31 protein-coding genes, 2 tRNA genes and 1 riboswitch are annotated in these 25483 nt (G+C 27.2%); of the genes, 16 read left to right on the forward strand and 17 right to left on the reverse strand.

Annotated features, from left to right (window positions below):
* Position 1: 1 nt before the first annotated feature.
* Complete coding sequence (locus tag AMN80_RS02925) at positions 2 to 466, reverse strand: zinc-ribbon domain-containing protein (RefSeq protein WP_075520494.1); 465 nt, start codon at positions 464 to 466, stop codon at positions 2 to 4.
* Positions 467 to 561: 95 nt separating this feature from the next.
* Here AMN80_RS02925 and AMN80_RS02930 point away from each other — a divergent pair.
* The 12 genes from AMN80_RS02930 to AMN80_RS02985 all read left to right on the forward strand — a co-directional run bounded on the left by AMN80_RS02930 (position 562) and on the right by AMN80_RS02985 (position 10252).
* Positions 562 to 638, forward strand: a tRNA-Pro gene (locus AMN80_RS02930).
* Between the two features lie 3 nt (positions 639 to 641).
* Positions 642 to 929: an ETC complex I subunit gene (locus tag AMN80_RS02935; protein ID WP_075520495.1), complete on the forward strand. Its 288-nt coding sequence runs from the start codon at positions 642 to 644 to the stop codon at positions 927 to 929.
* The gene (locus AMN80_RS02940) at positions 930 to 1919 is read left to right on the forward strand and encodes a putative transporter (RefSeq protein ID WP_075520496.1); all 990 of its coding nucleotides are present in this window, start codon (positions 930 to 932) and stop codon (positions 1917 to 1919) included.
* The gene (glpX, locus tag AMN80_RS02945; protein ID WP_075520497.1) at positions 1919 to 2869 is read left to right on the forward strand and encodes a class II fructose-bisphosphatase; all 951 of its coding nucleotides are present in this window, start codon (positions 1919 to 1921) and stop codon (positions 2867 to 2869) included. Before AMN80_RS02940 ends, glpX begins: the two co-directional genes overlap by 1 nt.
* On the forward strand, positions 2866 to 4551 hold the full coding sequence (recJ, locus tag AMN80_RS02950) for a single-stranded-DNA-specific exonuclease RecJ (protein WP_075520498.1): 1686 nt from the start codon (positions 2866 to 2868) through the stop codon (positions 4549 to 4551). Before glpX ends, recJ begins: the two co-directional genes overlap by 4 nt.
* A gap of 50 nt (positions 4552 to 4601) precedes the next feature.
* A tRNA-Glu gene (locus AMN80_RS02955) sits at positions 4602 to 4676 on the forward strand.
* A 90-nt stretch (positions 4677 to 4766) separates the two neighbouring features.
* Positions 4767 to 5210: a hypothetical protein gene (locus AMN80_RS02960; protein ID WP_143323378.1), complete on the forward strand. Its 444-nt coding sequence runs from the start codon at positions 4767 to 4769 to the stop codon at positions 5208 to 5210.
* 145 nt (positions 5211 to 5355) lie between these two features.
* Positions 5356 to 5619, forward strand: a complete 264-nt coding sequence (locus AMN80_RS02965) for a GIY-YIG nuclease family protein (protein ID WP_075520500.1) — start codon at positions 5356 to 5358, stop codon at positions 5617 to 5619.
* Positions 5616 to 7730: a glycosyltransferase family protein gene (locus AMN80_RS02970; RefSeq protein WP_075520501.1), complete on the forward strand. Its 2115-nt coding sequence runs from the start codon at positions 5616 to 5618 to the stop codon at positions 7728 to 7730. Before AMN80_RS02965 ends, AMN80_RS02970 begins: the two co-directional genes overlap by 4 nt.
* 24 nt (positions 7731 to 7754) lie before the next feature.
* Complete coding sequence (locus tag AMN80_RS02975; protein WP_075520502.1) at positions 7755 to 8495, forward strand: FkbM family methyltransferase; 741 nt, start codon at positions 7755 to 7757, stop codon at positions 8493 to 8495.
* Complete coding sequence (locus AMN80_RS02980; RefSeq protein ID WP_075520503.1) at positions 8496 to 9398, forward strand: AEC family transporter; 903 nt, start codon at positions 8496 to 8498, stop codon at positions 9396 to 9398.
* A complete protein-coding gene (locus AMN80_RS02985; RefSeq protein ID WP_075520504.1) occupies positions 9398 to 10252 on the forward strand; it encodes a DMT family transporter in 855 nt (284 codons plus the stop codon). The genes AMN80_RS02980 and AMN80_RS02985 overlap by 1 nt, the downstream gene beginning before the upstream one ends.
* A gap of 429 nt (positions 10253 to 10681) precedes the next feature.
* Here AMN80_RS02985 and AMN80_RS02990 read toward each other — a convergent pair whose 3' ends face one another.
* Positions 10682 to 10951, reverse strand: coding sequence for a methylated-DNA--[protein]-cysteine S-methyltransferase (locus AMN80_RS02990; protein ID WP_075520505.1), 270 nt, complete (start codon positions 10949 to 10951; stop codon positions 10682 to 10684).
* A 341-nt stretch (positions 10952 to 11292) separates the two neighbouring features.
* On the opposite strand from AMN80_RS02990, the gene AMN80_RS02995 reads away from it, so the two are divergent.
* Positions 11293 to 12246: a site-specific integrase gene (locus tag AMN80_RS02995; protein ID WP_075520506.1), complete on the forward strand. Its 954-nt coding sequence runs from the start codon at positions 11293 to 11295 to the stop codon at positions 12244 to 12246.
* 1 nt (position 12247) lies between these two features.
* On the opposite strand, the gene AMN80_RS03000 is transcribed toward AMN80_RS02995, so the two are convergent.
* The 7 genes from AMN80_RS03000 to rplM are packed head-to-tail and all read right to left on the reverse strand — an operon-like array spanning position 12248 to position 17529.
* Complete coding sequence (locus AMN80_RS03000) at positions 12248 to 13129, reverse strand: glycosyltransferase (protein WP_075520507.1); 882 nt, start codon at positions 13127 to 13129, stop codon at positions 12248 to 12250.
* A complete protein-coding gene (locus tag AMN80_RS03005) occupies positions 13129 to 14133 on the reverse strand; it encodes a glycosyltransferase family 4 protein (protein ID WP_075520508.1) in 1005 nt (334 codons plus the stop codon). Before AMN80_RS03005 ends, AMN80_RS03000 begins: the two co-directional genes overlap by 1 nt.
* On the reverse strand, positions 14133 to 15425 hold the full coding sequence (locus AMN80_RS03010; protein WP_075520509.1) for a homoserine dehydrogenase: 1293 nt from the start codon (positions 15423 to 15425) through the stop codon (positions 14133 to 14135). Before AMN80_RS03010 ends, AMN80_RS03005 begins: the two co-directional genes overlap by 1 nt.
* Positions 15422 to 15592 (reverse strand): hypothetical protein, encoded by a 171-nt coding sequence (locus tag AMN80_RS05545; protein WP_179850276.1) that lies wholly within the window; start codon positions 15590 to 15592, stop codon positions 15422 to 15424. The genes AMN80_RS03010 and AMN80_RS05545 overlap by 4 nt, the downstream gene beginning before the upstream one ends.
* The gene (gene argC / locus AMN80_RS03015) at positions 15592 to 16611 is read right to left on the reverse strand and encodes an N-acetyl-gamma-glutamyl-phosphate reductase (RefSeq protein WP_075520510.1); all 1020 of its coding nucleotides are present in this window, start codon (positions 16609 to 16611) and stop codon (positions 15592 to 15594) included. The genes AMN80_RS05545 and argC overlap by 1 nt, the downstream gene beginning before the upstream one ends.
* Positions 16612 to 16646: 35 nt before the next feature.
* Positions 16647 to 17069, reverse strand: a complete 423-nt coding sequence (gene rpsI / locus AMN80_RS03020; protein WP_075520511.1) for a 30S ribosomal protein S9 — start codon at positions 17067 to 17069, stop codon at positions 16647 to 16649.
* 1 nt (position 17070) lies between these two features.
* Positions 17071 to 17529: a 50S ribosomal protein L13 gene (gene rplM, locus AMN80_RS03025; protein ID WP_075520512.1), complete on the reverse strand. Its 459-nt coding sequence runs from the start codon at positions 17527 to 17529 to the stop codon at positions 17071 to 17073.
* Between the two features lie 90 nt (positions 17530 to 17619).
* A riboswitch (SAM riboswitch) is annotated at positions 17620 to 17683 on the forward strand.
* Between the two features lie 3 nt (positions 17684 to 17686).
* On the opposite strand from rplM, the gene AMN80_RS03030 reads away from it, so the two are divergent.
* On the forward strand, positions 17687 to 19012 hold the full coding sequence (locus AMN80_RS03030) for an O-acetylhomoserine aminocarboxypropyltransferase/cysteine synthase family protein (protein WP_256997981.1): 1326 nt from the start codon (positions 17687 to 17689) through the stop codon (positions 19010 to 19012).
* Here the strand turns inward: AMN80_RS03030 and AMN80_RS03035 are convergent.
* Complete coding sequence (locus AMN80_RS03035; protein ID WP_075520514.1) at positions 18995 to 20026, reverse strand: COX15/CtaA family protein; 1032 nt, start codon at positions 20024 to 20026, stop codon at positions 18995 to 18997. The two genes, AMN80_RS03030 and AMN80_RS03035, sit on opposite strands and share 18 nt — an antisense overlap.
* A 43-nt stretch (positions 20027 to 20069) precedes the next feature.
* Between AMN80_RS03035 and AMN80_RS03040 the strand changes: the two genes are divergently transcribed.
* Entirely contained in the window at positions 20070 to 20366 is a 297-nt protein-coding gene (locus AMN80_RS03040; RefSeq protein ID WP_075520515.1) for a chorismate mutase, read from the forward strand.
* Here the strand turns inward: AMN80_RS03040 and AMN80_RS03045 are convergent, their stop codons facing one another.
* Genes AMN80_RS03045 through AMN80_RS03070 form a run of 6 tightly spaced genes read right to left on the reverse strand, consistent with a single transcriptional unit; the run spans position 20367 to position 22880 of the window.
* Positions 20367 to 20558 (reverse strand): 50S ribosomal protein L33, encoded by a 192-nt coding sequence (locus AMN80_RS03045; RefSeq protein ID WP_075520516.1) that lies wholly within the window; start codon positions 20556 to 20558, stop codon positions 20367 to 20369.
* Positions 20559 to 20924: a MerR family transcriptional regulator gene (locus tag AMN80_RS03050; RefSeq protein ID WP_075520517.1), complete on the reverse strand. Its 366-nt coding sequence runs from the start codon at positions 20922 to 20924 to the stop codon at positions 20559 to 20561.
* A complete protein-coding gene (locus AMN80_RS03055; RefSeq protein ID WP_075520518.1) occupies positions 20917 to 21213 on the reverse strand; it encodes an HU family DNA-binding protein in 297 nt (98 codons plus the stop codon). Before AMN80_RS03055 ends, AMN80_RS03050 begins: the two co-directional genes overlap by 8 nt.
* Positions 21210 to 22217 carry a phosphate acyltransferase PlsX gene (plsX, locus tag AMN80_RS03060; RefSeq protein ID WP_075520519.1) on the reverse strand — a complete coding sequence of 336 codons (1008 nt, stop codon included), beginning with the start codon at positions 22215 to 22217 and terminating at the stop codon, positions 21210 to 21212. Before plsX ends, AMN80_RS03055 begins: the two co-directional genes overlap by 4 nt.
* A gap of 6 nt (positions 22218 to 22223) precedes the next feature.
* A complete protein-coding gene (gene rpmF / locus AMN80_RS03065) occupies positions 22224 to 22403 on the reverse strand; it encodes a 50S ribosomal protein L32 (RefSeq protein ID WP_075520520.1) in 180 nt (59 codons plus the stop codon).
* A 3-nt stretch (positions 22404 to 22406) separates the two neighbouring features.
* Positions 22407 to 22880, reverse strand: coding sequence for a ubiquinol-cytochrome C chaperone family protein (locus AMN80_RS03070; RefSeq protein ID WP_075520521.1), 474 nt, complete (start codon positions 22878 to 22880; stop codon positions 22407 to 22409).
* On the opposite strand from AMN80_RS03070, the gene bamE reads away from it, so the two are divergent.
* Positions 22879 to 23346, forward strand: coding sequence for an outer membrane protein assembly factor BamE domain-containing protein (gene bamE, locus AMN80_RS03075; RefSeq protein ID WP_075520522.1), 468 nt, complete (start codon positions 22879 to 22881; stop codon positions 23344 to 23346). The genes AMN80_RS03070 and bamE overlap by 2 nt on opposite strands.
* Positions 23347 to 23367: 21 nt before the next feature.
* Here the strand turns inward: bamE and AMN80_RS03080 are convergent, their stop codons facing one another.
* A complete protein-coding gene (locus tag AMN80_RS03080) occupies positions 23368 to 25473 on the reverse strand; it encodes a sodium-translocating pyrophosphatase (RefSeq protein WP_075520523.1) in 2106 nt (701 codons plus the stop codon).
* Positions 25474 to 25483: the final 10 nt, after the last annotated feature.

Here is a 25483-nt window from a genome sequence, read left to right on the forward strand (position 1 = left end):
TTTAATTAATTAAATTTATTGTAAATAATTTTATATCTATCAAACTTTGATATAAATTGTCTAAATAAAAGCTGATATTTGGAATAATATAGCTCAAGGGAACCTTGAAGGTATCTATTAAGATAACAATAGCTATTATCGTTATTAAGGAAACCAAAAACAGCTTAGAAAAATTTTTACTTTTTTCTATCTTTATTGCTGGTAAATATTTCTTATTTCCTTTTGTTTTATCTATTTTTGGTTTTATGGTTTCTTTATTCTGCTTAACCTGAATAAATTCTATGTTTTTCTCTTTGTTAATTGTTGTATCCGATGTCGCAACTTCTCGTTTGTTTTCAATGATTTTTGTTGGTTTAAAAAACCATGTATGATTACATACTCCACATTTTACCAAGCGACCTTCTTTAGGTATTAATTTATCATCAATATTAAAACTTTTTTGATCACAGGGACAAACAATAATCATAATTTCTTATATATCAGATTCTATTTAAAATACTTTTATTTTTGATCTCTTTATACTTTAAAAATTAGCTTATCTACTGTAATAGTATTCAAATTCGGGGCGTAGCGCAGCCTGGTAGCGCATCTGGTTTGGGACCAGAGGGTCGTAGGTTCAAATCCTACCGCCCCGACCATTTATGACAAAGAAAAAAGCAAAAATATATAAACCTACCAAAACATCAATGCAATCGGGTATTGGCAAAACTAAAAGGTGGATACTTGAATATATTGACGATTCGATATCTATTAACCCTTTAATGGGTTGGGAAAGCTCAACAAATACTCTATCTGAATTAAAACTTTTTTTTGATACTAAAGATCAAGCAATAGAATATGCTAATAAAAATAAAATTGAATTTGTTTTAATTGAAAATAATCAAAGATCTTTTGTTAAAAAATCGTATACTGACAATTTTTTAGAATAAATGTTTAAATTTTTTACAAATAAAAGGTGGTATCCTTGGAGCATATTTGGTTCATTAATAATATTAGTTTCTACATGGTACCAAGTTCAACTTGACGTAATGATTAATGAATGGTTCGGTGAATTTTATGATACTTTACAAAAGGCCTTAACAACCCCTAACTCAGTATCAGAGAAAGAGTTTATATCTTATCTTTTAACATTTGCTAAAATTGCTGGTGTGTGGATGGTTATTTCTGTCGCTACAGATTATTTTACTAGTCATTGGACGTTTAGATGGAGAACAGCAATGGCTGATTATTACCATGAAAATTGGTATAAAGCTCGTTTAACAGAAGGGGCTTCACAGAGAGTTCAAGAAGATACTTTAAAATTTGCGAGGATTATGGAAGGTTTGGGTGTGGAGCTTCTAAGAAGCTTAATGACACTCGTTGCGTTTTTACCAATATTGTGGGGATTATCAAAACAAATTACCATGTTACCTTTTTTTGGTGAAGTTAATCATGCTTTAGTTTGGGTTGCTATAGTATCAGCCTTAGGTGGAACGTTATTACTAGCTGCTGTTGGATTTAAATTACCTGGAATTGAATATGATATTCAAAAAGAAGAGGCAGCTTATAGAAAAGAACTAGTATTAGGAGAAGATAATATAAATAATGCAGGATCAAGTAGTGTAAATTTTTTGTATGGAAACGTTCGTAAAATTCATTTTAAAATGTACTTTCACTATTTATATTTTAATGCAGTTAAATGGAGTTATTTGCAAGGTATGGTAATTGTACCATATGTAGCTTTAGCCCCAACAATAGTCACAGGAGCTATCACGTTAGGATTTGTTCAACAAATTGCAAGAGCTTTTAACAAGGTAGAAAACTCATTACAATATTTAGTAAGGAGTTGGCCAATAATAGTAGAGTTAATTTCTGTTCAAAGAAGATTGTCAGAATTTGAAACTAAATTAAATAATGTGCCTGATGAAGTAAAAGCTTAATGGACATTGAAGAAAAATTTTTAAAAGAATTTGTTAAAGTTACACAACAAGCATCAATAGCAACACTTCCCAAAATTGGAAAAAAGAACAAAAATGAAGTGGACAAACTTGCAACAGATGCCATGAGAAAAGTTTTAAACAATATTGAAATGAAGGGAAGAGTTGTAATAGGAGAGGGAGAAATAGATGAAGCCCCAATGTTATATATTGGTGAAATTTTAGGAAATAATGACTTTCCAGAAATAGACATCGCTGTTGACCCCTTAGAGGGTACAAATTTTGCTGCTAATAATTTACCCGGGGCTTTGTCAGTTATTGCCGCTTCATACAAAAATAATTTATTAAATGCTCCAGAAACTTATATGAATAAAATAGCTTACGGATCTGATATAGAAAAAGGGGTTATTGATTTAGACTATGATTTTTCAAAAAATATAAAAAATTTGGCTGATTTTAAAAATAAAAAACTTGAGGACATAACTATATGTATTTTAGACAGATCTAGGCATAAAGATATTATTGAAGAAGCTGAAAAATTAAAACTAAAAACTAAATTAATTTCTGACGGAGATGTTTCAGGCGCACTATTAGTAACAGACAAAAAATATGAAGTAGATCTTTTTTTAGGTATAGGTGGTGGACCAGAAGGTGTTTTAGCTGCATGTGCACTTGATGCTTATAATTGTGGTTTTCAAGGTCGATTTATATTTGATGATGATATTGCAACTAAAAGAGCAAAAGATATGGGCATCGTTGATTTAGAAAAAAAATATGAATTAAAAGATATTGTTAGAGGAGACAGCATATTCTGTGCTACGGGAATTACAAACGGCGAATTAGTCAAAGGTATAGAAATATCTGGTGATTATTTTATGACAGATACTTTTGTTACTCACAAAAGCAGGAACATTAAAAAAAAAATACAAGAGAAAGTACAAAAAATTACATGATATCTGTCTCAGGAAATAAATGGTCTGAGAGAAAATTAAATAATAGGATTATTGAAAAAATATCTGTAGATAATAACTTATCATACGATTTATCAAAACTCATTTTAGATAGAAATTATTCATTTGATGAGATAAAAGAATTAGATAACGAATTTCAATTAAATAATCCCTTTTTTAATAACAAGGACTTTTTGAAAGCTAAAAATTTATTAATAAACATTATTAAAAAAAAGGAATTAGTTTTAGTTTATGGTGATTATGATGTTGATGGAGTTTGTTCTACTGCAATTTTAGTAAATTTTTTAAATTATATTAAAATTCCAAATTATTATTTAATTCCAAATAGATTCGATGATGGATATGGTCCTAATTTAGACTTAATAAAAAAAAACTTAAAAAAAAATACAAAAATTGTAATTTTTGTAGATTGTGGGAGTAATTCTACAGAAATTGTTAATTTTTTAAAAAAAAAAAAAATAGAAGTATTAATAATAGACCATCATCATATTAACAATAAAATTTCATCAACATTAAATATGATAAATCCGATGAAAAATCCCAAAGATTATATGGGACAGAATATTTGTGCTGCTGCATTAACCTTTTATTTAATAAATTTTTTGAATAATGAATTAAAAAAAAAAATTAATATTTATGATTTTCTTTTTTTTGCACTTTTAGGAACTATTTGTGACCTTATGCCCTTAAGACATTCAAATAAACATATTTCAAAGATTGCTTTAAATAAATTTAATAAAATTGAAAATCCAGGTATTAAACAGTTATTAAACTTCTTATCTTTAAAGAGATCAGTCAACTATACAGATATTTCTTATTCTATAGGTCCAATGATTAATTCACCAGGTAGACTAAAAGATGCAAAACTTTCTGTTGAATTACTTTGTTCAAAAAATTTAAATAGAATTAAAAAAATCGTAGAAGAAATACAAATTTTAAATCTTAAGAGAAAAAAAATTGAAAATTTTTGTATTAACCTTATAGATTTAAAAAAATACGAGAATAATAAAGAAGTCATATTCGAAGAAAATGAATTATTTCACGAAGGTATTTTGGGTATTATTGCAGGTAAATTAAAAGACAAATTAAATAGACCTGCTTTTGTAATCACAAAGTCTTTTAATTTTTATAAAGGTTCAATTCGATCTACTCGTCAATTTAAATTAAATAATTTATTAAATAAATTATTAAATTTTAAACTTATAGAAAGTGGGGGAGGTCATAATATGGCTGCTGGTTTTGTAGTAAAAAAAGAAAATTTAATTAAATTAAAAGAATTCATAAATACAGAATATCGAAAGTCAAAAAAAATAAATACTTTTTATTATGATTTTAAAAAATTATTACCCAAAGATGATTCTTCTATCTTTATTGATTTAAAGAAATTAGAACCTTTTGGTCACGATAACCAACAGCCGTTATTTTTATTTGAAAATCTTAAGTCTATTAAAACAAAAATTATTAATAATCGACACATAAATTGTATTTTAAAAAATAAAGAAAAAAGATCATTTCAATCGATCGCATTTGACGCAGTTAATACATCAATTGGTAATTATTTAGTTAATTATAAAAAAAAATTTAGTTTAATTGGCACTATTGATCAATATTTTTGGGATGGTAAAAAAAAAAATCAAATTATTATAAAAGATATATTGATATAAATTCTTTAAACTTGATTAATATTTTTTTTTGCAATAAAAGACTGTTTTTTGGTCCCTTCGTCTATCGGTTAGGACACATGGTTTTCATCCATGAAAGAGGGGTTCGATTCCCCTAGGGACCGCCACTAGTTGCTAGATACAGCAACACTTATTTAAATAATTGTGCTAAAAATTTCTCACTGGGCACACTGTGGGCACACTGGTATAATCATTAAATGAAAAAACTTTTAGGGATCGTGGTTCTAGGTTTGTTGATAAGTACTAGTTCTTTTAGTCAATCAATGGTCAGTCTTAAAACTTACATGGAGAAAAATTATAATGATAAAGATTTCATTTATTATACTTATTATAGATGTACGGCTGTTTTGAATTATGCAAGAAGATCTACAACAGATGAAGAATTACGAAATAAATTTAAGGAAGCCGCTAATGCTATAATGTCTTTTAGCATGAGAGTATTGTCAAAAAATATGAAATTGGATGCTGAGATTGCAATTCAAAGAGTTACTGATCATGTTGAATTAATACACAGAAATTATATTAAGGATGGATATGAGTATCACGCAAAAACTGGCAATTATTTGACACCATATATGAAATCAGATTTGCTAATTTGTAAAGAATTATTCGAACCAATTATGAAAGATATTTTAGAATAACCTAAATGAAAAAACTTTTAGTGATTGCGGGCACACTCTGGGCACACTTGATTCTAATTTTTTGATTTTGAAGTTGAAAAAAGCTATAAAATACAATGTTAATGATTCATGAAAGAGGGGTTCGATTCCCCTAGGGACCGCCAGTATGAAATATTACGTTTATTTAATAGTAACAACACATACAAAAAGTAAAAAGGGGCTTTCTTATGTTGGGTGCACAAATAATATTAAAAAAAGACTATTTTTACATAACAATTCTAAAGGTGCTAAATTCACTAGAGGGAGATATTGGCAACTTGCTTATACTAAGGGGTATGAATCTAAAAATATTGCTTTAAAAGAAGAATATATACTTAAACACAATTATAAATTAAGAACCAAAATTAAAAAACTTTTTTTAGATAAATGAAGATATCTGTTTTACTTCCCTATAAAGAAAATTTTTCATCTGTTAATGCTGGCGCCGTCTCTCTATTTGTAAAAGATACTATTCAAAATAGTAAATTTTCTAAAAGTTCTTTTATTTTTGGAAATATGACCAATCAAAAACCTTTTCTTAAAAACTATATTAACATTGAATTAAACAGATCATTAATACAAAGTAATTCAAAGAATTACATAGTTAAGTTTTTGGAAAAAGAAAAAAAAATAAATTCTGACATAATTGAAATACATAATAGACCGAATTACATTAAATTTTTAAATAACTTACAAAATAAAAAAATTATTTTGTATTTTCATAATGACCCATTATCAATGAATGGATCTAAATCAGTAGCAGACAGATTATTTTTATTAAATAAAATTGATAAAATTTTATTTAATAGTGAATGGTCTCAAGAACGATTTTTTATCGACATTGACAATAAAAAACTACTTAAACAAAAAACATCAGTTTGTTATCAGTCAACAAATAGAACTAAAATAAATTTTACCAAAAAAAAAAATTTAATTTCTTTTATAGGTAAATTAAATAGTGCAAAAGGCTATGATATTTTTGGAAAAACAATTATTAAAATTTTGAATAAATATAAAAACTGGAAAGCAATAGTAATTGGAGATGAACCAAGAGAGAAATTATTTTTTGAGCACAAAAATCTAAAAATTTCTGGTTATGTCAAACACGAAAAAGTATTAAATATTTTAAAAAAAGTTAGTATTTCTGTGGTTTGTTCGAGATGGGAAGAGCCTTTCGGTAGAACAAGTTTAGAGGCTGCTAGCAGGGGTTGCGCTGTAATCATAAGCAACAGGGGAGGATTACCTGAAACTTCTAAAAATGCTTTAATTTTAAAAAATCTTTCTTCAGAAGAATTATATAAAAAAATTGAAAGTCTTATTTTAAATAATAAATTATTACTAAAATACCAAAAACTTAATTATAAAAATTTTGAGTTTGATCATGAGTATATTTCTAATTTAATTGATGAGATAAGAGATACATTTGTTGTCAATAAAAAATTTTATACCCATAAAGATCACTCTTTTAAAATTATGCATATAACTAATTTAAACGAGCGGTTTGATGGTAGGCTACATTACAATACTGGGCGTAGACTTAATAATGGTTTTATAAGAAATGGTCACAATGTCTTAACATTAAGTGATAGAGATATTATTCATAATTATAAAAGTTTAAAAGATTTTTCTGGCAAACAGACCTTACAAAATAAAATTATCGAATCATTCAATAATTTTAAACCAGATATAATAATTTTGGGACACGCTGATAGAGTTTTAAATTCAACATTATCGAAGATTAAAGACATCAATAAAAATGTAATTTTTTCTCAGTGGTTTTTAGACCCGTTATCAAAATTTGGACCAGATCATAAAAGTAATTCAAAAAGAATTTTAGATAAAATTAATTTTTTAGATACTACTTTTTTGACAACAGATCCATCTGCCTTATCTATAAATATACCTAACTCTTATTTCATGCCAAATCCTGCAGATAACTCATTTGAAACGTTAAATAACTTTAATAAAAATTGTCCATTTGATGTCTTTTTTGCAATGAGTCATGGCGTTCATAGAGGTCAATTAAAGTCAGGAAAAGGTGATGATAGAGAAAATTTTATAAATAGACTAATTAATTTAAACAAAAATATAAAATTTGATGTTTATGGAATGAATAATGTTCAACCTATTTGGGCAGATCAGTTTATTAAGAAAATAGCCAATTCTTACATGGGATTAAATTTAAGCAGAGGAAAGCCTATAAAGTATTACAGCAGTGATAGAATAGTGCAGCTAGTCGGAAATGGTTTACTAACATTTATAGATGAAAAAACTTTATTGACTGATTTTTTTTCAAATAAAGAAATTATCTTTTATAAAGATATCCATGACCTTAGTAATAAATTAAATAAATATAAAATTGATAAAAAAGAAGGAAAAAAAATAGCAAAAAATGGTAAAAAAAAATATTTAAAATATTTTAATTCAGATATCGTGTCTGAATATATTTTGTCTAAATCTTTTGACTATAAAATGAAAAAAACCGCAATTTGGAATCATTAATTTAATAAACATAAAATTGAAATAATGAAATTAGATGAAAAATTAAAAAATAAGTATTTATCTAAAAAAAATATGAATTTTTTTAAATTAATTTATTTTTTTTATCAATATTTAAAATCTATTAAAATATTACATAAGAGACGCTTTCATTCAAATTGGGGCATAGATATGATGGCAGAAGACTATTTTAAAAATAAAAAAAACGGTTTTTTTGTTGATATAGGTTGTCATCAACCACTACTAAATAATAATACTTATATTTTATATAAAAAAGGCTGGAGGGGTATTAATATTGATCTAGATTTCGGTGCAATTGATATGTTTAATTTCTTTAGGAAAGGTGACACCAATATACAAGCTGCAATATCTAATTCTGTTGATAAAAAAAATCTCTATTTTTTTCATAATCGTTCTGCAATCAATACTCTATCTCAAGCTGCGGCAAATAAAGCACGCGAGGTAAGACAAGTTGAAACCTTTACCTTAAATAATATTATTGAAAGTACTCATTTTAAAGATAAAGAAATAGATTTTTTAAGTATAGATGTTGAGGGTACAGAAATAGATGTTTTACAAGGATTAGATTTTAAAAAATATAAGCCTAAACTTGTTGTCCTGGAATTTATAGATTTTAATGTTTCTGAATATTACAATTTAAAAATAGATAGTATTTTAAACTCATCAATAAATAAATTTATGGAAGATCAAAACTATAAATTAGTTAACTGGATACATGATGATCTAGTTTATGTACCTAACAACTAAATGGAAATATATATAAAATTATTTGAAGTATTATTTCCTGTATTTTTCGTAGTAGGCATCGGATATTATTTGGGCAAAAATAATCCAAAAATAGATACTACTTTTATTACTAGTTTTGCTGCAAATATTGGAACTCCTGCAATGGTTATTTATGCAATAACCTCTACAGGTATAAACTTTGAAATATTTCGAGATTATTTTTGGTATTATCTTTTAGCAATTTGCTTATTTGCTTTGGTAGGCATTTTTACTCTATATTTATTGAAAACTAAGGATATTGTTAGGGAGCTACCACCTTTAATTTTTCCTAATACTGGAAATATGGGGTTACCTATTTGTATGTTTGCATATGGTTCTAAAGGTTTGGGTGTATCAGCATCTATAACTTCTCTAATTATACTATGCCACTTTACTTTAGGTGTTTTTTTAGCTGACAGAAAATTTAATTTAAATGTAATACTTAAAAATCCTCCATTTTATGCAATCATATTTTCTGCAATTATGCTTTTCTACGGTATAAAAATGCCTGTATTTGTTGTTAACACCACAGAATGGTTAATGTACGTTACTATTTTTCTTATACTTATGTCTCTGGGTATTGCCCTTACCCGATTAAAGGTATTTTCTTTGTCCAATGCTTTAATCTCGTCTTTTACAAGAATGATAATTGGTCCTGTTATTGGTTTTTTACTAATTTTTATTTTTGATCTTAAAGGATTTGCCGCTGGGGTACTTCTAATACAATGTTCAATGCCAAGCGCGGTTTTAAATTATTTAGTTGGTTCAATATATTCACCTAAAAAAATAGTAGATAGTATAGCCAGCACCATTGTTGTTTCTACTTTAATTTCTTTTGTAACAATACCAATAGTAGTTTATATAGCATTAAGATTTTTTTCTTAATGAAAGCTATAATTTTGAACTTATTAGCCTGGGTAATGTTACCCATCATGGATGGTTTTGCAAAATATTTAAGCGTTGAACTTCCAGTTCTTCAAATAACTTGGGCTAGATATTTTTTCACTGTAGTATTTACTTTTCCTTTAATGTTTTTTTTCTTTAAAAAATATTTAGTTTGGACTGACAAACCAAAATTACAATTAATTAGAGGTTTGATTTTATTAACCGCAAACATATGTTTTTTTTACTCAATTTCGGTTATTTCTCTTCCTAAAGCATTAACACTTGCATTTGTGGCTCCATTAGTTGTAACTGCTTTCTCACCTCTTTTTTTGGGTGAGTCAGTGGGCTACAGAAGATGGACAGCAGTTATCATTGGTTTTATAGGATCTCTTGTCGTTATTAGACCGGGTTTATTAGAAATAAATCTAGCAAGTTTAGCAGCACTTGGAACTGGTATTATGTATGGTTTTTATTTAATAATTACTCGTAAACTTAGCACCTCAGATAACCCATTATTAACTTTATTATTAACAGGTGTAGTAGGGGCCATTATCGCTACAACATTCATACCTTTTGTTTGGGTTTCTCCAACTTTTAATCAATGGTTTATAATGGCAGCAATTGGATTATTCGCATGCATAGGTCATTTATTTATTATTTTATCTTTGAAGTATGCTGATGCATCTAAATTAGCACCATTTAGTTATTTTGAGATCGTGACTAATATCATTATTGCTTATTATTTCTTTGGTGATTTTCCTGATAGTTGGACTTTTTTAGGCTTGTTTATTATAGTTTTTAGTGGAATATATATTTCTAGAAGAGAGAATATTGTTAAGAAAATAAAAATATAGGTAAATTTAGTTTACTAATTATGAAAGTTTTACTTTAATATTAAGACTTATACTATTGTTTTTATTGAATTTATTTACTTATTAGAAATTGATAAATCTAAATAAAATTAATTAATTAATAATACTAATAAATTAATTGTTTTATTTACTAATATTAAAAAAACACTGAAATATAAGACTTTTTAGGGAAAAATATCGTTTGCAAACTATAAAATAGATTTTTCTAAAAGTGTTGATATTATTAAATAGTAGAGCGATGCAGTATTTGAATATGCCATTTAAACGAACATAGAAGGGTCAAATTTAAGCAAATTGTTTTATATGGTACAACTAAAGGGTGAAATATAATAATTTCTTTTAATAATAGTAAATTGATCAATAATTGTTGATTTTATTAGCTTTTTTAAACATTATATCTACTAAAAAAGGTTAAATTTGAACTTTTTCAGACCTTAATAAACTTACTTTTTTTTTTACCCCACCTCTGCCAGAATAGCCACCAAGGCCTCCATCTGACCTAATTACTCTATGACAGGGTATTTTGGGGGCATATGGGTTCATAGCACAGGCATTTGCTACAGCCCGCGCTGCTTCAGGCTGATTTATAGCTTTTGCAACATCTTTGTATGTTTTGACTGATCCTTTAGGGATCTTTTTGAGATATTTCCAGACTTTGATTTGAAATTTAGTGCCTTTCATTGAGAAAAAACCCCTGTTTCTCTGCACTTTTTACGGTGCAAAGAACAGTAGTTTTGGCACGTCGTTGTATGCGCTACCGCCATGCCTTCCGCCCTACGATTTTAGCGCTACTCCGTAAGACTTTCTGCCCCCTGGGCTTGGTCCTCTCGGCCTTTCCCCAGTCGGCCAGTTAAGGGTTGCCCCTTAATTAATTAAAATTAACAAATGATAATGGTTGTATGTATCACTTTTTGATTGATTTAAGGGGTCCCATGTGGATTGTGTTAATAACTTTTGTTATTGACAAAGTATTTTTGATAATATATTACTAATGATAATTAATTGTTATCAATACTAATTTTATGAATGAACTGACAACAGATCTAAAATCGCTTCATGAGGCAACTTTAAATAACCTCAAAAGTTCAAAAGCAAATAACACTTTAAGAGCATATAAATCAGACTTTAAAGATTTTGGAGCTTTTTGTGCTAAGCATGGTTTAAATTCGTTACCATCAGAACCTAAAATTGTTTCTTTATACCTAACTCATCTTTCTAAAAATTCAAAAATCAGTACTTTAAGAAGAAGATTAGTGTCAATTAGCATGGTCCATAAACTAAAAGGTCATTATTTAGATACAAAACATCCAATTATTGTTGAAAATTTAATGGGAATAAAAAGGGTAAATGGAAGCATTCAAAAAGGAAAAAAACCTATATTAATCAATCATTTAAAATCAATAATTAATGTAATTGATGAACAAAAAATTGAGGACATAAAGAAGTATAGAGATAAATCAATAATCTTAGTGGGCTTTGGAGGTGGTTTTAGACGAACTGAGCTAATTTCAATTGATTATGAAGATTTAGAATTTGTACCTGAGGGGATCAAAATCACTGTTAAAAGATCAAAAACTGATCAATTTGGTGAAGGGATGATTAAAGGACTGCCCTACTTCACTAATGAAACTTATTGTCCAATTATTAATCTTAAAAAATGGTTAGAAATTTCTAGAATTAAATCTGGACCAATTTTTAGAAGATTTTCAAAAGGTTCATCATTAACTGACAAAAGATTAACTGATCAATCAGTAGTTTTATTAATGAAAGAATATTTAAATTTAGCAGGTATAGAAAATAAAAATTTCGCAGGTCATAGTCTAAGATCAGGTTTTGCAACTGTCGCTGCAGAGTCTGGTGCTGATGAACGTAGTATAATGGCAATGACTGGTCACAAAACAACTCAGATGGTTAGAAGATACATAAGAGAATCTAACATATTTAAAAATAATGCCTTAAATAAACTCAAAATTTAAATTAATATAATATTAAATATAATTTAGACAAAAACAAAAAAATAGATACAATACGCAATAAGTTTTTAAAAGATTTCCTAAAATTTAATTTTATAAGATTAATTAAAAACCTCTGAAGGTAATCAAAAAAATTAATTATAATTTTTTTGTATAAATATAGAAAACTGGTTTTTTTACTATAATAAATATATTCAGAAATTTTATGAATTATTGACAATTTACATTTGAGGAAGAACGTCAATTCAGATGACAATCCTTGCAAATGTATCATTTTAGAATCTGGAATTTCTATTATAGATTTTTTATTCGAAATGACTTTGTCACACAAATCATTATCTTCAAAATACATAAAAAAATCTTTATCAAAGCCACCAATTTTTTCAAAAAAATCTCTTTTTATTAAAAAAGAACACCCAACAATAAATTCATAACAAGTGTCGCCTTCAGCTTTTTTATCATTTAATAGATTTTTTTTTAAAATTTTATTCTTTTTGATATGTGAAATATTACCATTAGATCTTCGTTTCCCCTCTTGATCAAACAAACTTGGTGCTAAAATACCTACATTTTGGTATTTAAAAAATTTGTTATATAAAATTTGTATAGAATTAGGATCTACCATTATATCTGGACTTAATATTAAGACAAAGGGTGTGTTACATTCTTTTACACCCAAGTTATTTCCTAGTCCATAACCTAAATTTTTATCGGTTTTTATATATTTGATATTATCAATATCTTTTATTATAGTTTGAATTTGATTCGACACAGAATTTTCAATAATTATAGTTTTGAATTTTTGAATTTGATTTAAGTTCTTTTTTATTAACTTATAGCTGTTATAAGATACGATTATTAATGTAATATCGTTAAAAATACTCATTATTTACTTAATAAATTTATCCATTTTTTTTTAATTATCTCAAAATTATACTTTTTTGAATTAGAAATAGAATTTAAAATAAATTTCTTTTTAATTTTATCTTTTTTATTCATTAAATTAATCATCTTTAAAGAAAGAGATTTATAATCTTTTACAATTAAACCGTTATAATTATTCTTAATTAATTCTTTTAGAGCAGTTTTTCCAAAAGTAATAACTGGTAATCCACACGCATTAGCTTCAATAGCATTAAGACAAAAAGTTTCGTCGTAACCAAGACAAATCATTGCTAATGACTGATTATAAACTTTTCTTAATTTTTCTTTTTTAACTCTACCAAAAAAAAAAATATTATATTTTTTGTAATAATTTTTTAATTTTCTAAATTTATTGTTATCAATACCAAAAATAAATAATTTGGTTTTTTTACTTTTTGGATAAATATAATTTATCCATACATCTAAGGTCTCTTTTAACCCCTTTTCTCTCTGTACAGACCATATAAAATTATTTTTTCTTTTATAACTATATTTCTTTATAATGAATTTATTTGACAAGAAATTAGGTATAATAATTTTTTTATTAAAAAAATATAAATTTGAAGTCTTTCTTTCAAGATATTTACTTACAAAAACTGCAGTTATCTTATTTTTCAGAATCGATAACAATTTTTTTTTTCTTAAAGCTTTTTCAATTGCTAAAGTATTATGCATCCATAATATTTTTTTTGAATTTCTAAACAAATTAAAAATATTTGGATCATTTGAACTTACTATATAATCAAAATGATAATTATGATTTTCTTTCTTTAATTTAGATATTGGAAGATTTGTTAAATTTTTTCTTTTAATTACTTTTTTACATATGGTCGAAAGATAAATATTATAATATTTAGATGAAAGATTTTTGCATAGTTCTAAGTTAAGAGTTTCTATGCCGCCTAATTTGCTATTACCAATTGAATTTAAATCAAATTTTGATGGACAGTGAAATAATATATTCATCAATTAAAAAGTCTTAATAACACAGGCCTCTTAAGAATCTTTTTGTTTTTTTTTAATGATTTTAGACAATTATCTGAATTAAGTTGTTTAGTTTTATGAGTAATAATTACTATAGATGCAGTTTTAAGTTTATTGTCAGGTATTTGTATCATTCTTTGAATGGATATGTGGTTTTTTGCTAAACTTTTTGTTATTTCAGAAAGTACACCAGGTTTATCTTTAACCTCAAATCTTAGATAAAGAGAATTTTCATAGTTATTAATATTAAATGGAGAGATAAATTTCCTTTTATCACTAGATACCCCTAACGGATTTTTAATATTACCTCTTAAGACAGAAAGAAGATCTGACATTAAAGCAGATGATGTGGGCCCTGGTCCAGCACCCTCCCCTTGTAATATGCTTTCACCTACAGGCTTACCTTCTAATATAATCGCATTCATAACACCATCAACATTACCAATATAGCTTTTCTTTTTAACTAAACATGGATGAACTCTCTCAAATAATTTGTTGTTTATAATTTCTGTTATACCTAATAACTTTATTTTGAGATTTAATTGATTTGCTATCTCAAAATCTTTTGGTTCAATAAATTCAATGCCCTCCATAAGCAGATTATTTCTAGAAATTTTCTTTTTAAAAGCCAGAGAAGATAAAATTCTTACTTTTGCCAAGGTATCGTAACCATTTATATCTAATTTTGGATCACCAGGTTCCGCATATCCTAAAGATTGTGCTTTTTTTAATACGTCTCTAAAATTATCACTAGTCTTATCCATCTCTGATAAAATATAATTGCATGTACCATTTAATATTCCATAGACTTTTGTAATTACATTTGTTGATAAGCCTTCTTTTATAGTTCTTAATATTGGTATTCCTCCTCCTACAGATGCTTCAAATTCAAGATTTACTTTTTTGTTTTCTGCAATTTTACTTAAATAATCACCATGTTTTGATATTAATGCTTTATTTGGTGTAATTACATGTATTTTATTATTGAGTGCTTTTTCAACAATTTTTTTCGATATGCCGTCTGATTGACCAATACATTCAAATAAAATATTTATTTTTTTATTATCTAAAATTTTAAACGGATTTTTATAAAAAATCTTTTTATTAATTTTAAATTTTCTTTTTTTATTTTTATTTTTGGCAGATATAGCTATAACATTTATATCTTTGCCAGTTAGTAATTTTATCTCTTTTTTTTTAGTTTTTAGCTCATTTAAAAGGTAATTCCCAATTTGACCTAATCCTACAACAGCAATATTTATATTATTTTTCATTTGTTTATATCAGGATAATCTTTTTCTAATCCTTTTTTTTCTATTAATTCTTTAAACTCATCAAATGTTAAGTTGTCACTAATATCAATCTTTATAGAATTATCGTCAGTGTTATTATAACTGCACGATAATAAAATTATGAAAATAATAAGTAATAAAATTCGCATTAAATCAAACCTTCATCAATTTTAAAGCCAAACTTAATATTCAAATTCTGTATTGCTTGACCTGCACCCCCTTTTATCAGGTTATCAATAGTAGATATTATCACTAATCTATTTTTATTTCTTGTTTCACAAACAGAAATATCACAATAATTAGTATTTATTACATTTTTAGTACCAATAAGTGCATTTCTTTTATTAATACGAATAAATTTATGTTTTTTATAAAATTCCTTTAGAAATTTTACAATTTTTTCAGTACTTATCGTCTTTTCTTTTTCAACATATATTGTTGATAAAATTCCCCTAAACATAGGTAAAATATGAGGTGTAAAATTAAATCTTATTTTTTTTGATAAAAAAGATAGTTCTTGATCAATCTCAGCATTGTGCCGATGTTTAGAGATACCGTATGCACTTAATGTTTTAAATAAATTCATATCTTTTTTTTTTTTCAATATTGATCTACCAGCACCTGAATATCCTGATTTGGAGTCAATAATAAAGTTATTATTTTTTAAATATCTTTTTTTAAATAAAGGAAATAACGGGATGATTATTGAAGTTGGGTAGCAACCAGGACAAGCAATAACTCTTTTATCTCTTATTAATTTTTGATTTAATTCAGATAAACCATATACACTTTCATTCAACAGTTTTTTCGATTTATGTTTAATTTTATAAAATTTTTCATAAATATTTACTTTTTTAATTCTGAAATCAGCTGACAGATCTATCAACACATTTTTCTTATCTAAGTTATTTGCAATTATTTGACTTTGTCCATTTGGCAAAGCTGTAAAAATAACATCAACTTCCTTAAAATATTTATAATTAATCTTAATAATCTTTGGTAAATTATATTTTTTTAGTTCTTTATCGTAAAAATGTATTTTTTTTCCAATCGATGAGTTCCCACAAAGATATTTAATTTTAATATATCTATGTTTGCATAAAAGTTTTACAAGTTGGATACCTATGTAACCAGTAGACCCTGCAACTAAAACATTAAGACGATTCATATTTATTATATTAACAGTTGAAATTTAAAAAGATATTATCTTTTAGAAAACTGGAAACTTCTTCTAGCTTTTCTATGACCGTATTTTTTACGTTCAACAGCTCTAGAGTCTCTTGTGGTAAGTTTTTCTTTTTTTAGTGTTGGTTTTAAAGTGGAGTCAAACTGTAATAATGCTTTTGAAATGCCGTGTATCATAGCGCCTACTTGTCCACTATGACCACCTCCCTTGACTGAACATTTTACGTCATATGATGTTGTTTGATTTATTATTTCAAATGGTTTGGTTAATTCACTTTTGTGATTTACTCTTTTAAAATACTCTTCATAATTTTTCCCGTTAACTATTATTATGCCTGTTCCCTTTTTTAACCAAACTTTAGCGATTGATTTTTTTCTTCTTCCTGTAGCATATTTGCTTTCTTTAAAATTTAAATTTTCAATATTTGGTGCCTGTCTCATTTTAATTTCTTATTATATTTTTATTATTTAAATTTTTAACTTCTATAATTTCAGGATTTTGCGCTGAGTGTGGATGGTTTTCGCCAATATAAATTTTAAGTTTTGAAAGTTGTTTTTTTGCTAGAGGTCCACCAGGCAGCATTCTTTTAACTGCTAACTTTAAAATTTCCTCAGGTTTTTTTACACTAATTTTTTCTGGAGTTGTTTCTTTTATTCCTCCTGGATAGCCAGTATGTCTGTAATATTTTTTATTTAAAAATTTGTTACCTGTGAATTTTATGTGTTCAATATTTTTCACAACAACAAAATCACCATGATCCATGTGTGGTGTAAATTTAGCTGTATTCTTGCCTCTTAATATTTTTGTGATTATTGTAGCCAATCTACCAACGACAGCATTTTTAGCGTCGATTTCATACCACTTAGAATTGATTTCGTCTTTTTTAACAAACTTCGTCATATTGAGGCGGATTAATACTTAATAATATTACATTGTCAAATTATTATATTTAGCTTGTTATATCTATTATCATTATGATACCCTAAAAGGGTTTTAAATGGGTGTTTGAACTTTATTGTGAACCACCATAAGCAAAACACAAAAAAAGGAGTAAATTATGAGTAAATCAAAAAATCCAGAAACAATAGCATTGCACGGAGGTGAATACAGAAGTGACCCAGCAACAACGGCTGTGGCTGTTCCAATTTATAGAACAACCTCCTATCAATTTAATAATACTGGTCATGCCGCAAATCTTTTTGCATTAAAAGAATTTGGAAACATTTATACGAGAATAATGAATCCAACAAATGATGTATTAGAAAAAAGAGTGGCTGCGATAGAAAATGGATTAGCATGCGTAACAGTCGGATCTGGTCAAGCTGCATCAACATTTGCAATTGTTAATGTTTGTCAAGCTGGAGACAACTTTGTTAGTTCAACAGATTTATATGGTGGAACTGTAAATCTTTTTACGCATACTTTAAAAAAATTAGGTATAGAGGTAAGATATGCCGACCCTTCAGATCCTAAAAATTTTGAAAAAGCAATCGATGAGAGAACAAGATGTTTTTACGCAGAAACATTGCCAAACCCGGCATTGAGAGTTTTTCCAATCAAAGAAGTATCTGATATTGGAAGAAAACATAATATACCATTAATAATGGATAACACGGCGGCACCGATTATTTGCAAACCTTTAGATCATGGTGCAGCAGTAGTAGTTCATTCTTTAACGAAATTTATCGGCGGACACGGTACTGTTATTGGTGGCTGTTTAGTTGATGGTGGTAATTTTGATTGGACAGCAGATCCAAAAAGGCAGCCTTTATTTAATGAACCTGATATGAGTTATGGTGGAGCAAAATGGGGAGAAGTAGTTCCACAATTAACGGGAGCGAATGTTTCTTTTGCTGTAAGAGCTAGAGTTTGTTTATTACGTGACCTAGGGGCTCCTCTAGCACCAGATAATGCATGGGGAATTATACAAGGATTGGAGACCGCGCCATTAAGAATGAAACAACATTGCTCTAATGCAGAAAAAGCTGTTGATTTTTTAACAAAACATAAAAATGTAGAAAGAGTAATTTACCCTACACTTCATAAAGGTGCTGTTGGAGATAGAACGAAAAAATATTTTTCTGGTGGCAATGGCGCATTAATAGGCATTGAAGTAAAAGGCGGTGTTGAAGCTGGTAAAAAATTTATAGAAGCACTTAAAATGTTTTATCATGTGGCAAACATAGGAGATGCAAGAAGCTTAGCTATACATCCTGCGACTACTACACATAGTCAACTTACTGAAGAAGAGCTATTGGCAGCAGGAGTTACACCAGGATATGTTCGTTTATCGATTGGAATTGAGCATCCTGACGATATAATAGCTGACTTAAAACAAGCTTTAGATGCATCTGGTAAACCAAGTTTAAAAGCTGTTAGTTAATTTTCTATTGTTGAAGAATAATAGATAAACACTAATACTTATTAAGGCTATTGATCCAATTTGGTGCATAGATGCTAAAAACATTTGTGCACCATTTAATATTGTCAAAACTCCTAAAATTATTTGAAATATTAAAGCCAAACCCAATAACTTTATAATATTATAAAAATTTAATAATTTATCTTTAATTACAAAATATAAAATAATCGAAAATATAATCATTATTAAATACGCTAGGTTTCTATGAATAAATTGTACTAAAGAAGGATCACTTAATGCAGCAAATTGAAAAAGATTAGAAAAAATATTATCATCAGGAAAGTAATTATTTCCCATTAATGGCCATGTGTTGTAAATTTTACCAGCATCCATTCCTGAAACAAAAGCTCCAAATATAATTTGTAAAAAAACTATAAATAAAAATATTGAAGGGAGTTTATATCCAATGGATTGTTCAATAATTTCGCATTTATATTTATAATTTAAAATTTGCCATAAAATTAATGATAAAATTATAAAGGCAGTAACTAAATGCAATGATAATCGAAAATGACTTACGTCAACTCTATTTACTAATCCACTCGAAACCATGAACCAGCCAAGAAAACCTTGAAAACAAATTAAAAAAAATATTAAAAAAAGCGATCTGGTTTTAGAGAACCCTTTTTTATATACAAAATAAATCATTGGTATTAAAAAAAATATTCCTATTATTCGGCCTAGAAATCTGTGTGCCCACTCCCACCAAAATATAACTTTAAATTCTTTTAAACTCATATTAAAATTTTGTAATTTGTATTCTGGAATTTGTTTATATAAACTAAAATAATTTTCCCATTCGAAATTTGATAAAGGTGGCAAAAAACCTCTAAAAAGTTCCCACTCTGTTATAGATAAACCCGAGTCTGTCAGCCTAGTCAAACCGCCAACAATAATTATGCTAGAAACCAGTATAAACATTGCAACTAACCAATAATATAAATATTGGTTTGTTTTTTTATTATTTAAGTACATGATTAAATAGATATAATATCTTAATAAAATTCCAAAAGAATAAATGTCGCCTAATAATAAAAAAAAATTGTTAATTTTAAGAAAAAAATTAGATTTAATAGATAATAAGTTGCTAAACTTAATTAAAATAAGAGCAAGTCATGTAAAGAATGTTCTTTTGTTAAAAGAGTATAAGAATGAAATTATAGATAAAAAAAGAATAAAGATAATTCTTAAAAATATTAAAAGCAAATCACTAAAAAAAGGTATTGACCCAAAAATAAGTAACAGAATTTGGAAAAATATGATTTACGCTTTTGTTGATTATGAGTACAGAAACTTTAAAAAAAGGAAAAAATAATTACTTACTGTGAGGTGGTAATTTTTTTTCTATAAAAACTTCGTGTTTTCTTGTAACGGGATTGTATTTCCTGGCTTTTAATTTTACCTTAGCTTTCTCACCACCAGAGGGCTTTTTTACGTAATAATAGAAAGCGCTGTCAGGTTTAGCCTCTGGTACTAATCTAACTTTGATATGTGATTTTTTTGCCATTTAATTTTTTTTAATACTTTTTAACAAATTGTTAATTTTATTCAATCTGAACTTAATATCTAACGAACTTATAATTTTTTTTTCTTTTTCGTCAATATTAAAATTGCTTCTACTTAATATCTTTTTAACACCATTTATAGTCATTCCTTGATTTTTAAGTAAGTATTGTATCTTTAACAGTATATTTATATTTTTATAATCATAATAACGTCTGTTATTAATTTTAATTGGTTTGATTTGTTTAAATTGTTTTTCCCAATATCTAATAGTGTGAGATTGATTATTTTGTTTATTTGGATTGTTGGTATTTAATATATTAACAACTTCACTAATAGTTTTATATGATTCTTTTAATTTATTATTCATTTTTTATATTAACAAATTTTTTAAAATCCTTCGAGGCTTTAAACAAAACTACATTTCTAGCAGATATCAATTTTTTTTCTTTTGTTTTTGGGTTTCTGCCTTCTCTTTTCTTTTTTTTTCTTAATTCAAATGTGCCAAAGTTAGAAATTTTTACTTTTTTATTTTTTTTTAAATTTTCAACTATTGTGTAAAGAATATCATCCAGAATTGTATTTAATATTCTTTTCGAAAATCCTAGCTTTATGTACATAGAATTTATTATATCTTTTTTTGTTAAATTTATTCTCATTTGATAATATTTTCTTTAATTTTTTGTATTAAATTGTTTTTAACTATTTTAATACAAACATTTAAAGAATGGGAGAAACCAATGTGATCTGTTGATCCGTGACTTTTAACAACAGGTGAATCTAGTCCTATTAATATAGCTCCATTATAAAGTCTAGGATCAAGTTTCTTTTTGATTTTATTTAAATTCTTAATGTTGATTAGACTAGAAACTTTACCTAGAAAATTTGAAGTCATTGACTTCTTAAATTCTTTAATAATGAAATCAGCTGTACCCTCAGCTGTTTTTAATGCAATGTTGCCAGTAAAACCATCTGTAACTATTACATTTGCTTTGCCATCCATAATATGGTTACCTTCGATATAACCATAAAAGTTAAAATTTTTATTTACTTCTTTTTGTAAATTCTGATATGCTTTTTTAATCACTTCGTTACCTTTTAATTCTTCTGAACCAATATTTAGAAGGGCTACAGTAGCGTTATCATTTGGATACAAAGATTTAAATAATGAAGATCCCATAATGGAAAAATCTATTAAATTTTTTTCATTACACTCAATATTTAAACCAAGGTCCAATACAATATTAAAATTCTTTTTATTAGGCCATAAAGCAGCTAAAGCAGGCTTATCAATATTTTTAATCATCTTTAAGTTTAATTTTGATATAACGAAAAGAGCTCCAGTGTTTCCTGCGGATATAGCAATATCTGACTCATTATTTTTAACACTTTGAATTGTTAACCACATACTTGTATCTTTTCCTTTTTTTGCAGCAGATAAAGGAGAGTCAGTATCTAGGATTTTGTTTTTAGTGTTTACAATATTAAATATTTTTTTGTTATAATTTTTTGGTAATAAAGGTTCTATTTTTTCTAAGTCTCCAAATATATTATAAGAAATGTTACTATTTTCTTTATGATTTACAATTATACCTTCAATAACTTTTTTTGGAGAATTTTCACCACCCATTGCATCAACTGCAATTTTAATATTTTCTGACATAAAAAATTATTCCTTGGGATCTAAAACTTGTCTACCTTTATAGGCGCCAGTCTTCAAATCGATATGATGCGATAATCTATATTCACCAGATTTTTTATCTTCAACAATATTTTTACCTACAAATTTAATGTGAGATCTTCTTTTACCAGATCTAGATTTAGTTGTTTTACGTTTAGGAACTGCCATAGTTTAAAATTTATGATTTATTACACTTTTTGTAAATGAATTTAAAGATGTTTTTGATAAATATTTTGTATACTTTATAAAATAATCAACAAAATTTTCGTTATTATCATTAATTTCTATAAAATATTTTAATACTGTATTTTTTTCATCAAAATTAGACTTTTCCCAATTTTCAAATTTATTAATAATTGAATATAGTAAATTTACATAAGTTTTCATCTTTTTATTCACAGTTTGATCACCATATCCAATCTCTCTTATATCAAGTTCGATTTGCCTGAAAACATAATCATAAAAATTTTGCATATATTTTTGATTAATCTTTGATTTAAAATACTTAAAAAAAAAAGCTAAATGAAAAAAGAATATTAATAATCTATCTGAAAAAGTATCTTTTTCAGTAAAATTAAAAAAAAGATTTTTATTTCTAGAGAGATTAACTAAATTATTATATATATTAATATATTCTGAATTCATGAAATTATTATTTTATATATCTCTTTTTTTTTTAATATCAAATTGTTCTTTAAATTTAGTTGATGATCATCACGGTGTCTATTATTTAGACAAAAAAGAAAAGAAAATAATTGTGTCAGAGACAAATGTTAATGATATCTTAAGTATTTTTGGTGAACCCTCAACCAAAAGCACTTTTGATAATGATGTTTGGATATATATAGAGAGAAAAATATCAAATACGCATTTTTTTGGTAAAAGACAATTAATAGTAAATAATGTGATGGTTTTAGAAATAGATGATAAAGGTATTCTAGCTAAAAAGGATTTCTATAATATTCAAGATATGAAAAATTTAAAATTTGATAATCAACGATCAGAAAGTATGAAAAAAAGAAACTTTGTATATAATTTTTTATCTAGTTTAAGACAAAGAGTTAATGATCCTCTAGGTATTAGACAAAAAAAAAGAAAACAAGGAAACTAAAATATATTCATTAAGCGTTAATTATACAGCAATTACAGCTAATAATAATAATGCCACAATATTAGTAATTTTTATCATTGGATTGACAGCTGGACCGGCTGTATCTTTATATGGATCTCCTACAGTATCTCCAGTAACCGCCGCTTTATGAGCCTCTGAACCTTTTCCACCAAAATTTCCATCCTCGATATATTTTTTGGCATTATCCCACGCACCACCACCGGCAGTCATTGAAACAGCTACAAATAATCCTGTAATAATTACACCTAATAACATTGCTCCAACAGCTGCTAGTGCTGCAACCTGTCCGCCTATAAATAAAATAGCAAAGTACAAAACAATTGGAGAAAGAACAGGTAGTAATGAGGGTAGTATCATCTCTTTAATTGCTGCAACCGTGAGTAAATCAACGAGTTTTGCATAATCAGGTTTTTGTTTTTTTTTCATTATACCTGGATATTTTTTAAACTGCCTTCTAACTTCAATGACAACTGCACCACCTGCTCTACCAACAGCTTGCATTCCCATTGAACCGAAGAGATAAGGTAGCATCCCTCCAATTAGAAGTCCAACTACTACGTATGGATTAGATAAATCAAAAGTAACAATTATTCCCTCTAAATTTGAACCAGCTACTTTAGAAAAATGTTTAATGTCCTCTGTATAAGCTGCAAATAAAACTAATGCACCTAAACCAGCTGAACCAATAGCATATCCTTTTGTTACAGCTTTTGTAGTATTTCCAACTGCATCAAGTGCATCTGTTGTCTTTCTTACATTATTAGGTAGCTTCGACATTTCAGCAATTCCACCAGCATTATCAGTCACTGGTCCATATGCATCTAGTGCCACAACCATTCCAGCGAGTGCTAACATAGTAGTTACAGCAATGGCTATACCATATAATCCAGCAATGTTATTTGTTGTGAGTATTCCCACAACAATAATTAATGCAGGTATCGCTGTTGCTTCCAAAGATATTGCTAACCCTTGTATAACATTTGTTCCATGACCAGTAGTTGATGAACCCGCAACACTTCTAACAGGTCTATAATTAGTGCCAGTATAATATTCTGTAACCCAAATTAATAATCCAGTGATTACTAAACCAATTATACCACAATAGTACAAACTCATTCCTGTGAAAGATTTGTTTTTAAGATTATAAACATTATCTAATCCTAGAACATAGTCAGTAACTGGGTATAAAATTATTAATGAGGAAAAAGCAGAAACTACGAAACCTTTATATAAGGCATTCATTACATTTTTGCTTTTTCCTAATTTCACAAAAAAAGTTCCGATTATTGATGTTAATATACAAGCACCTCCAATAGAAAGAGGATATATCATCATACTCATGTCTCCTGGAAAAAATATAGATGACAAAACCATAGTTGCTACAATCGTAACAGCATATGTCTCAAATAAATCTGCAGCCATCCCAGCGCAATCTCCGACATTATCTCCAACATTATCTGCTATAACCGCAGGATTTCTTGGGTCGTCTTCGGGGATACCCGCCTCTACTTTACCAACAAGATCAGCACCAACATCTGCACCTTTTGTAAATATTCCACCACCTAGCCTTGCAAATATAGAAATTAATGATGCACCAAAACCTAGTGCTACCAGCGCATTAACTATTTCTCTTTCATCAACTCTAAAACTTAATAATAAATAATAATAAACAGCGATTGACAATAGTGCTAATCCAGCAACTAACATTCCTGTAACTGCTCCAGATTTAAATGCTATTGATAAACCACTAGCTAAACCTTTTCTAGATGCTTCGGCAGTTCTAACATTCGCTTGAACAGAAACTAACATACCTACATAACCAGCAATGCCTGAGAGTGTTGCGCCAATTAAATACCCTAAACCTACTAAAGTATTAAATGAAAAACTTACAATAACTAAAACGACTACTCCAACAATTGCAATTGTTTTATATTGTCTATTTAAATAAGCCTTAGCACCTATTTGTATAGCGGATGCAATCTCTTGCATTTTAGGATTACCCGCACTTGAGCTTAGAATGCTTTTGCCTGTAAAGAAACCGTAAACAATTGACAAAAGCCCTGCTAAGATTGTGTAAATTAATATTGTTTCAGTATTACTTGACATAAATTAAATT

Source organism: Candidatus Pelagibacter communis (assembly GCF_001179985.1).
GTDB classification, from domain to species: domain Bacteria; phylum Pseudomonadota; class Alphaproteobacteria; order Pelagibacterales; family Pelagibacteraceae; genus Pelagibacter; species Pelagibacter ubique_J.